Below are 9348 nucleotides of genomic sequence, written 5' to 3' on the forward strand. Positions count from 1 at the left end.
GAAATTCAACCGCCGACCACAGTTTGGCCACCCTTATCCATCGTTCCAGATCAGACAGCTCTGGCGGCACACTGCCGACGTTCTTCTCCCAACATTCCCGATACAAATTGGCTATGTTGCCCTCCATGGTTCCGTCCTTGCTGCCGAGTCCGGGCATCGTGATCGCCAAATCAATCGCTGGATGACCGTAACAAAACCGTTCCCAGTACATCGGGCACGTGAACAGAACGTCGCGGCCTCAAGAAATCCGGCTCGTGACGCTTGCTCCGCTTGCAACCTTCTTTCATCCGGACTATACCGTCGGCACGGGATTCTCACCCGTTCCTGCCTCGGTTATCGCCACAATCGGTGTCTCGATAACCTGTAGGCTCGTGGGCTCGTCAGACTCCCTGCATCACCACCGATCGGGAATTGGTCAGCCTGGCTGACCTCACCCTGCCCTGAAGGTCTACAGAATTACTCTCACCGTATCAAATGCACAGGCAATGTACAATCCGTTCCCTCATCGCTCCCCAATCCATACCGTCCAGCGATCCCGTTCGACAATCTCCCTCACGTGAGACACTTTCCTTTCGATGTGCCGAATCAAGTCGTGGAGCTCCTCATCCGAAAGCTCGTGCAAGATGGACCGCCCTGTCCGGCTCCGTAAGTCCTCCGCCAATTCGCTCATGTCCCGGTACACTCGTCTCGTTTCCCAAATTCTGTGTTCGGTGACATTATGGACCCCAACGGTTTCCATAGCCCTCCGCACTTCCTCCCCCGGCCAACGCCGCATTTGTTCGGTGGCGAGGAGTTTCGGAAATCGTTCGAAGAAGTATCCTCGGATATGCTCCTCCGATCCCGGTAATTCAATGTCAGCCGGTGTCCTGTCCTGAATGATAACGCGACCCGACGGCACCAGAATTCGATTTGTCTCGGTCATAACCGGAACAAGGTCTTTCACGTGATGAATCAACGCGCGTTCAAACACCAAGTCCACCGAAGTGTCGTTGAGACCGGTATTCGCCGCGTCTCCAACGATGTATGACACGTTGGACATGCTGGCGGACCGCTCCCGCGCCGCATCTACCATGACCATCGAAGAATCTACCCCGATCACTTGCTCAGCGCCGAGATCCGCCCATGCCCTCGAATAAATTCCTCCGCCACACCCGATATCAGCTACCCGCAGTCCGCGCGGATCGACGAATTCAAGCATCGCACGCTTCCAACCATCGTCGGCACAGCGGGTCGCATACGAAAGACGATTCTTTTCATCATGAAAATCAATCGGCATACCCATTGCCCCTTTCATGAATGACCCTCGCGGACCGCACCGGACAGCACATCACTACTTCGATATTGATCGAATTTCGTTATCCGTGTATATTGATGTTCATCAAATGTCCTGCGCACGGAGGGACGCTAAACATGACCCATGAAGACAGCCAAGCCCTGATTCAATTTCTCAAGGTCTTGGCAGACGAGAGCCGGCTTCGCATCCTCGGCATTTTGGCCGATCACGAAGCCAGTGTCGACGAGCTCTCCGCCTACCTCGGTCTTAAGCCGCCAACGGTCTCACACCATCTCAGCCGGCTTCGAGAGCTCGGGCTCGTCACCATGCGGGCGGAAGGCAACGTGCACTTCTATCGATTTCAATCGGATTCCCTCCGTCAGTTCAGCCGACTCCTCCAACCGGAACGCTTGGCTTCCATGGCCAGGGCAGAGGGGAACGCATGGGAGCAAAAGGTGCTCCGCGATTTCCTGATTGGCGATCAACTCAAGGAGATCCCAGCAAGCCGAAAAAAGCGCCTCGTCATCTTGAAATGGTTGGCCGACAAATTCGAATGGGATGTACGTTATCCGGAATCACAGGTCAATGAGATGCTGAAACGCCACCATCCGGATTTTGCCACGCTCCGTCGTGAACTCATCGGGAATAAATTCATGGAACGAGACAATGGGGTGTACTGGCGCATCCACAACGAAGCGGAGTCGGAGAAATGAACGCCGTGAGAGACATCATCCTCTTGTTGCGGGCGGAAACTTCATATCGGCGCCTGCTGTTCGCCAGTCTGATCAGCGGACTGGGTGACTGGTTCAACAGTGTGGCACTCCTCAGTTTGCTCCTGCACCTCACCGGCTCCGGCTTGGCTGTGGGACTGACCTTGGCCATGCGTACGCTGCCCTATCTCGTCATGGGCCCTGTTGGCGGCATTCTGGCGGATCGATTCAACCGAAAGACCATCCTGCTCGTCTCAGATTTTGCCCGGGCCATCCTGGCATTATCATTCCTCTTTATTCACCAGGCAAGCGAAGTGTGGATTGCTTATGCGGGGACACTCGGACTGGTTGTCTTTTCGGCCCTTTTCTCCCCTGCTCGGACTGCGGTCATCCCACAGCTCGTCCAAGCAAACCATGTGTCCCAGGCCAACGGACTGGAGCAATCGACAAGCGGGTTGGTCATCGCAGCAGGGGCCGCGCTCGGGGGCGTCGTCACCGCCGCCTTTGGCACACCCGCGGCATTCATCATGAACGCAGCTTCCTTTCTCGTATCAGGGCTTCTGTGTTGGTCGATCCGGATCCCAAACGACCATCTCCACCAGCGTTCACGCGCCGGTACCGGCCCTTTATCCACACAAGCGACCCGGCGTATTTCGTTTTGGTCCGTGTTCTGGCGCTCTCGACTCGTTCAAATCATCGCTCTTCAGTCGCTCGTGTGGCCCATCGGCGGCGGAGCCATCAACGTCTTGCTCAGCGTATACGGATATCAGGTGTTTCACACCGGAAACACCGGCGTCGGCGTGATGTACGGGGCACTTGGCCTCGGATTTCTCATGGGCGGCCTGTTGACACCCCGGTTTACCGCGTGGACTCGACAAGCCGCCGTGGCGGGATTTCTGATTGAAGGTCTGTGTCATGTCGTGGTCAGCCAATCCCCCAGCCTCTGGCTTGCATCCATCTGTCTGGTGCTTGCGACAGTTGGGGCCGGCGTCGGTAATGCTTCGGTGATCACGCTCATCATGCAGACGGTCACACAGGAAGTCCATGGCAGAGTGTTTGCCATGTTTGACACCACTTCCAGCGTCACCATTGCCGCCTCCATGATGGCGACCGGCATCTTGTTAAACCATGTTCCCGTCAGAACCATTGGTTTGGGTGCCGGCCTGCTCATCGTGATGGCGTCGGTGGTCACGGGGATTCCCTTGCTTCGCACGAAGCTGCCGCCTAAAGCCGGCAACCCGGCGACGGATGGTGACGCTGGGGTCGATGCTAACATCACTGTCTAGTGGATACGACCATATTCGCAGCCGCCAAAGGGCGAACCGACTCCAAGTAGTGATCTTCCGCCTTCCAGTACCGATTTTTGAATTTCTCAATGGCGGCTTGGACACTGGCTCTTTCACGAGCGAACCGGACTTCCCGAGGGCAATCCAGGTACACGCAATAGTCTAGAAATTCCCGCCACGCCGGACGCTGAAGAAACACACCTTCCACGATAACGACGCACCGATCCGGGATCAGCACTGTCTTCACGAACTGTTTGTTGAGGTCATCGTTGTAGAAATTGAGGATGATCTCACGTGACCGTCTCAGTTTCATGAACAGATTTTCCCGCAGGTACTCCACATCCCATTGTAACGCGTAATACTCGTACCACGGTTCATGTCCCGTGTGATATCTCTTATTGCGATCCACGATGTGATTGTCCATGTGAAACACGCAGACGTTCTGGCCGGCTCTCAGGAGTTCGTCTCTCAAGGCTTCCGCAAGTGTGGTCTTGCCGGAGCGACTCAATCCATCGATGCCCAGAATGAAGCGCTCACCCACGTGGCGCTTGTGAATTTCCACAAGTATTTCAGACACGATGTCACGCATGATTGCACGATCTCCGTTCAAGCGAATCGAATTCCTTTTGACTCCAAGAGGTGTTTATTAAACAGAACACTTTTTTCCTCTGGACGGTAGCTCCTGGCCGCTTCGTTGTGCTCCCACGCCTTTTGCAAATCTCACACGTTTGCATCACAAATTGATAAGGCCTACGAACGCACGACATATCCCGAAGCATAAGGAGTTTGGGGTGCCGGTCACGCCATCTAAATTCCGGTTCCAACCAGCCCCCAAGCTTATTCTTGTTCAATTTCAAATCTATCAATCAAACCGAACCCTTGCGGCTACAGCCGTTTCTCCAGAATGATTTTCGGTTGTCCCTTCTCGTCGGTGTACGTACCGATCACGTCGAACCCGTGCCGTATATTTAGAATTAACATATCTCGCCACTTATTCTTCGTATGCGTGCGAATGACCCGATAGCCGTGACCACGGCACCACTCGTGTTGCCGTCGCATCAATTCAGACGCAATTCCCTGTCGACGAAATTCGGGATCGACACCACCAAGCCAACTGTAAAAGCGTCCCGTTCGGTCTTCGTAACCAATCTTGTAACCCACCACCTTATCCGTCACAACGGCGAGTGAGATGAAACAACGTGACTTCATCTGGAGTTCCACGGCAATCATGCTTGAATCCTGTCCAGTGAAAATCTGATTGTGAAGACGACACATGCTCTTGCCGTACGGTTCGTCGGGGTAGTTTTCGAAGTTCAAATATTCAACCATCTATCATCGCTCCTCCGAAAATGGCATCACAGTCGACATGAGCCATCTCTGTGGCATTGGTCCTGGTGCGGCTTAAAAATGCCCTTGTCCGCAAATAGCCATACACATAGCCGGTTCTTGGGGGCATTCCTGGTATGGGAACCCACTCGGGACGACGAGAGAACAAAGCAGATGTGGCTTGGGTCTCGAACGGTCGGAGCTCCCGAATCGCCTCTGTGAGTTCGTGTATATGCGATTGCACCCAGACAACCGATTCAGGTGGAACAAAACAATACTCATGAACGGCCCGGCCCGGCTGGATCTCCTCCGAGAAGCAGATTGCAAGGCCCTCTGTGGCGCAACGCTCGTAGACGCTAAACTCAAAGATGTTATGAGGGATCAGGCTCTGTCGTTTCCAGTGATGAACCTCGTGTGCAAACAGCAATTCGATTTCCCGAAAGTCTCCATTCGTCGCCTCCAAACACAGAACGGTCACCGGGCGCCCTTCGTATTCCGTCGAATAAATATTGGTGCAGTCGAGTCCTACGATCACGTACACATCTTGATCTTGTTCCTGCAGATTCAAGTGTCTGAGAAGACGTTCCACGATAGAGGTTACTGTCAGCTCAAATGTGGGGGGATCAGGTAACTTATCAAGCAAACTGGAGTATCTTTCCCGAGTAAGTATCTGGAAATGCGTCATGACTTCCCGATACGATTCAAAGCCCCTGGGCCCGAAGTGGATCGATTTCAGGAGAGCCCAATTCTGTTCCAAGTAGCGGGTAACGGATTGAGGCCAGCTCGCACCTGACAGGTTATCAACACTCTCCACAAAATCCCGATAGATCCAGTGCCATCGTGGCATGAGCATCCCCTCTTACAGACAAGATGCATATTGTAAATCCTCACTCAATCGTTACCACCGAACTTCTTCACAAACCGATATCCGGTGATCTGGTAACCCAAATCTTGATAGAAGCGATGCGCCTCCTCTTTCCGACCAAATCCGCTAACCAACCAGGTTCCAATACATCCCTCTTCCATAGCGAGACGCTCCGCAAAGTCCATCAAAAAGCGGCCGATCCCTCTGCGTCTTGCCTTCTTGTCGACGACGATAACGGAAATCTCGCCGTATCGACTCGACTCCTCCAAATTTTCACGGATCCGAAACCCCAGTACACCCAACACCTCGTGGGCATTATGGCAAACGTACAAGGAATCGACCGAACTGTTCAAAGCGAATGCGATACGTTCCTCCATCGTCTGCGGAGACACCTCGTGGCCAGTCAACTGTCCCATTAAGCGACTCAGAGCCTCAGCGTATTCGATACGGGCTGGACGAATTTCCAAAGACACGGCTGTGCACCCCCGAAAACGACTGAACGCACAGAATGCAATGCCGGCTACATCCCAGCGGACACCTGTGACGGCCTTCGCCGTGACAACAGGAACGAGTCCATTGTCCCAAAAGAACACCGGATCGCTGACATAGACCCGCCGAAGGAGATGCTTACCTACCTTCTTGACCCTTACCTCGTTGGTCGGTCGATACGCAAGAGGATGCAACCAATACTGCGTGATCTCCGGCTTTGATTCCGCACCATATTCACTTCGTAAATTTACGGCGAATCGAAAAACGTTCTTCGCCATATACGCTAGATACGCCTCGCCACTACCCGGTTCACCATTCAAGTTAATCCCGTCGGAGACCCGCAATAGCTGACCCGTAATATAGGCTGCCCTTAACTCTTCGAGGCTCAGTACCTGACCGTGTGAGTCCTCGACGTACGCATCCCATGTGGGGTCGACAAATACCCACTTCTTCCATTCCTCAATGTACACCGTTGTAACGACATGATTATCCATAAAATCCTCGCCCACTGGCATACAGCTTACAAAGCGTGACTTCCACCCCAGGGACAAGCACAGTTCATTGAGAACCGTCGCTAACATGCGGCAGTTCACACCCCGCTCTTCCGTCCGGCACACTGTCAATATGTGGAGCGTTTCACGCGGCTCGGGATTCATTGAACTCCCATCATACCGTAACGTGGTGTGAACCCAATGGTTTAACCGCAGCAGACGGTCCCACTGAGAACCATCCCCGGAAATCTCATCAACGTGCAGTTCTTGGCGCAGCCGCCGAAGTTCAGGCGCTTCCGCCGACTGATATTCAAATGGCACTGCGTGCGGAGAAGGTGTATATTCATACCCCGCAAACAGTCGAAGAAAATAAATATAGTCATCTCTCCTCTCCAAATGCTCCTCCATATCAACACCCCCAATGGACACACGAACGCCCAATCACGGCCGAACCCTTGTACCGACTAAACATGTCGCAACATCACCTACGCATTCGTGCCGTATGAACTTTCAAGAAGTGCCATATCGTATTGTGGCAACCCTGAGGCACATTCACCTTCAATGCACTGGACGAGGGGCTTATTCTGCACCTTGCTTTTCCAAAGCCTGGACCAAACTTTATGGAATGCAAGATACCGCCCGTCGCCCAACTTCTCGATCGTATTCGTCAAAAAGTACGGTCACCCATTCCTCCTTTACATTCAGCGTTTTCACGGCCTCTCTGGTTATCGCTTCAACAAACTGTTGCTTCTGTTCAACCGTTCTACCCTTAGCGATTTTTACAGTAAATTATAGGCATTGGTGATTCTCCGCCGTCGATTCTTCCGCCCGTGCTGCCGATGAATATGCAACTTTGGAAAGTCCGATCCGTGATCGGATGCTCCTAGAATTCTGCACTGGGCCTCAACGTGCTCTACGCAACCTTGTTCTCTCTCGCTGAGTCGTACCGGGGCAGTGACAGTCCGCAACCGAAAGTCACCCTGGGCGTTGGTGCTCTATGAGTGGACTCACCAATCTTCGGATAGCATACTATAGATTACATGATCGACAAAGTGATCATACAACCACTCGGCTTGTCGGCAAACTCCTTCCTTCAGGAATCCCAATCGTTCGGGAATCGCTCTGCTTTTCGTGTTTTCAACCGCCGCCCGGATCTCCACCCGATTGAGTTTGTATTCGCGGAAAGCGATGTCGACCATAGCCCGACACGCTGTGGTCATAATCCCACGACCTTGAAATTGTTCGCCAAGCCAATAGCCAATCGAAGTGCGGCGGTTGTTCCAGTCCATGGCGTGAAAGCCGATGACCCCGACAATTTGCGCCTTATACCAAATCCCTGCTTGAAAGCCGTTATTCGATGAGAACTGGTGCAAGCTCCGTTCGATAAATTCCCTTGAGTCATCCGGTGATTTTGTACCATCCACCCACGGTAACCACTGCCTGAGATAGCCTCTCGAGGCATCAATGAGCGAAAAGAGCTCCTGCGCATTCTGAACCGTTAGTATGCCCAGTTGAATTTCGTCCGTGATCGTGCGAAAAAACACGAACTTCATCTCCTTACTACAGCCACCACTTGTGCTGCGGGATCAAACGCACCTGTAGATCATAGCTTTCTTCAAACCACTGCTTCATCTGCGTTTTCATGACGAGATACTCTGAGGCCGCATGCGACACACCAATCAAGGACATTGTTGTCGTCTTTGCATACTCCATCATCATATCGAACCGCTTGCGACCGTAATCATTGTCGATGTGACAGTGAATTTCTCCCGTGATGTAGGCTTGGGCCCCCTTTCGTTCCGCTTCCTTCATTCGGTCAACCACGTCTCCGCAACCTGCCACAATGGCCACAGTTTGGACCTGATCATGGTAACGACCTTCGAAGTCGACGTACGGGATTTCAAAAATCGCCTTCAGACGTTCGCAAAGTTGATCGGTACTCAACTCTGATATTTCGCAGATCGCACCGACCGAGCCGTGCTCATCCGAATAAAAATCGCCAATTCTCTTCGCTCCAAGCACCTCACACATCGCTTCGGTGGTTCCGATCCGCTTGTTGTAATCCATTGGCAAATGACATGTGTAGACGGACAACCCTTTCTCCTTCATGGCCCAGAGAAGGTTCGGATCGACAGGAACAAAGCCTCTCCCCCATTTGCCCCTCGGGTCTCCACATTCCATGTGAAGCGGATGATGCATGAACAGGAGATCGCCGGGTTGCCCGGTTTCAATGAATTCATGCAGAACCTGTTCTGTTGGGAAAACCGCCAAAAACACGGAGGCGACATGGTCGTCCCCTCTGATCATCAATCCGTTGAATAAACGACAGAACTTTTCCTCGAAAAACTCATTCCATGCAAACCCTATCGGCTCGTACGTTTGCGGGATACATCGGCTGAAAGCCGGATCTTTACCGAGTTTTTCGACAGAAAACAGTTCATCGAGGTCCTTCACGACTTTATTCAATGCTTCCATGCCTCTCACCCTCCCCGCGGACTCAAACCCATCACCTAAATCGGCGTACCTCCTTCACGTTGCACTCGACGAGAACAAGAGCGACCTAATCAGCGGTGTCGCAGCGCTGGAAACAGGCCCCAAATCAATTGATCGTTCTCTTCTGGGAGTTCAGCAAGACACGAAGTTTACCGACGATCTCTATCACATCATCTTCATTGCAAGAGGATTGCTGTGACAAGAACTTCATCCCGCGGGTTGGACTAGCACTGCTTCGTGGAATAACATGCGCATGAAAATGCGGGATGCCTTCAAGCATAACGAGACAGTAAACTCGCTCCGCATCAAGTATTTGTTTTAGCTCAAGTTTGACAGTACCCTTGAGACGACGCGGATTGTGGGTGAAAGTTTGTACCACACGCACGCTAGCCCCGCATCTCTGCGGGGCTTGCAA

The 9348-nt window shown here is 52.7% G+C and carries 10 protein-coding genes, 2 pseudogenes and 1 riboswitch; of the genes and pseudogenes, 2 read left to right on the forward strand and 10 right to left on the reverse strand.

All coding sequences use genetic code 11. The annotated features are described in order from the left end of the window. Window positions 1-271: 271 nt before the first annotated feature. Window positions 272-452: riboswitch (FMN riboswitch) on the reverse strand. Between the two features lie 50 nt (window positions 453-502). Further along, window positions 503-1294, reverse strand: a complete 792-nt coding sequence (locus BM357_RS13795; RefSeq protein ID WP_245783999.1) for a class I SAM-dependent methyltransferase — start codon at window positions 1292-1294, stop codon at window positions 503-505. 116 nt (window positions 1295-1410) lie between these two features. Here BM357_RS13795 and BM357_RS13800 point away from each other — a divergent pair, with 116 nt between their 5' ends. Both BM357_RS13800 and BM357_RS13805 read left to right on the forward strand, forming a co-directional pair. Beyond that, window positions 1411-1986 (forward strand): DUF2087 domain-containing protein, encoded by a 576-nt coding sequence (locus tag BM357_RS13800; protein WP_074954588.1) that lies wholly within the window; start codon window positions 1411-1413, stop codon window positions 1984-1986. Continuing rightward, window positions 1983-3269: an MFS transporter gene (locus BM357_RS13805; RefSeq protein WP_074954591.1), complete on the forward strand. Its 1287-nt coding sequence runs from the start codon at window positions 1983-1985 to the stop codon at window positions 3267-3269. Before BM357_RS13800 ends, BM357_RS13805 begins: the two co-directional genes overlap by 4 nt. Here the strand turns inward: BM357_RS13805 and BM357_RS13810 are convergent. The 9 genes and pseudogenes from BM357_RS13810 to BM357_RS20110 all read right to left on the reverse strand — a co-directional run. Continuing rightward, on the reverse strand, window positions 3259-3858 hold the full coding sequence (locus tag BM357_RS13810; RefSeq protein ID WP_425426552.1) for a kinase: 600 nt from the start codon (window positions 3856-3858) through the stop codon (window positions 3259-3261). The two genes, BM357_RS13805 and BM357_RS13810, sit on opposite strands and share 11 nt — an antisense overlap. 296 nt (window positions 3859-4154) lie before the next feature. Then, window positions 4155-4598 (reverse strand): GNAT family N-acetyltransferase, encoded by a 444-nt coding sequence (locus BM357_RS13815; RefSeq protein WP_074954593.1) that lies wholly within the window; start codon window positions 4596-4598, stop codon window positions 4155-4157. Beyond that, window positions 4591-5442: a DUF2268 domain-containing putative Zn-dependent protease gene (locus tag BM357_RS13820; protein ID WP_074954596.1), complete on the reverse strand. Its 852-nt coding sequence runs from the start codon at window positions 5440-5442 to the stop codon at window positions 4591-4593. Before BM357_RS13820 ends, BM357_RS13815 begins: the two co-directional genes overlap by 8 nt. A gap of 44 nt (window positions 5443-5486) precedes the next feature. Next, window positions 5487-5933 (reverse strand): GNAT family N-acetyltransferase, encoded by a 447-nt coding sequence (locus tag BM357_RS20315; protein ID WP_245784002.1) that lies wholly within the window; start codon window positions 5931-5933, stop codon window positions 5487-5489. Window positions 5934-6389: 456 nt separating this feature from the next. Continuing rightward, window positions 6390-6848: pseudogene (locus BM357_RS20320) on the reverse strand (transglutaminase-like domain-containing protein); the annotation flags it as partial. A 210-nt stretch (window positions 6849-7058) separates the two neighbouring features. Further along, window positions 7059-7217, reverse strand: coding sequence for a tautomerase family protein (locus BM357_RS20325; protein ID WP_342741629.1), 159 nt, complete (start codon window positions 7215-7217; stop codon window positions 7059-7061). Between the two features lie 230 nt (window positions 7218-7447). After that, window positions 7448-7984, reverse strand: coding sequence for a GNAT family N-acetyltransferase (locus BM357_RS13840; RefSeq protein ID WP_074954599.1), 537 nt, complete (start codon window positions 7982-7984; stop codon window positions 7448-7450). A gap of 16 nt (window positions 7985-8000) precedes the next feature. Next, window positions 8001-8915: a Nif3-like dinuclear metal center hexameric protein gene (locus BM357_RS13845; RefSeq protein WP_074954602.1), complete on the reverse strand. Its 915-nt coding sequence runs from the start codon at window positions 8913-8915 to the stop codon at window positions 8001-8003. 124 nt (window positions 8916-9039) lie between these two features. Beyond that, a pseudogene (locus tag BM357_RS20110) lies at window positions 9040-9348 on the reverse strand (hypothetical protein); the annotation flags it as partial.

Origin of the sequence: Paenalicyclobacillus macrosporangiidus (assembly GCF_900116805.1) — a bacterium.
GTDB lineage: Bacteria > Bacillota > Bacilli > Alicyclobacillales > Alicyclobacillaceae > Alicyclobacillus_H > Alicyclobacillus_H macrosporangiidus.

What these genes read in the sequence shown, in the direction of transcription:
- BM357_RS13795 (WP_245783999.1), bottom strand. Translation starts at nt 1,294, where the DNA reads ATGAAAGGGGCAATGGGTATGCCGATTGATTTTCATGATGAAAAGAAT.
- BM357_RS13800 (WP_074954588.1), top strand. Translation starts at nt 1,411, where the DNA reads ATGACCCATGAAGACAGCCAAGCCCTGATTCAATTTCTCAAGGTCTTG.
- BM357_RS13805 (WP_074954591.1), top strand. Translation starts at nt 1,983, where the DNA reads ATGAACGCCGTGAGAGACATCATCCTCTTGTTGCGGGCGGAAACTTCA.
- BM357_RS13810 (WP_425426552.1), bottom strand. Translation starts at nt 3,858, where the DNA reads ATGCGTGACATCGTGTCTGAAATACTTGTGGAAATTCACAAGCGCCAC.
- BM357_RS13815 (WP_074954593.1), bottom strand. Translation starts at nt 4,598, where the DNA reads ATGGTTGAATATTTGAACTTCGAAAACTACCCCGACGAACCGTACGGC.
- BM357_RS13820 (WP_074954596.1), bottom strand. Translation starts at nt 5,442, where the DNA reads ATGCCACGATGGCACTGGATCTATCGGGATTTTGTGGAGAGTGTTGAT.
- BM357_RS13845 (WP_074954602.1), bottom strand. Translation starts at nt 8,915, where the DNA reads ATGGAAGCATTGAATAAAGTCGTGAAGGACCTCGATGAACTGTTTTCT.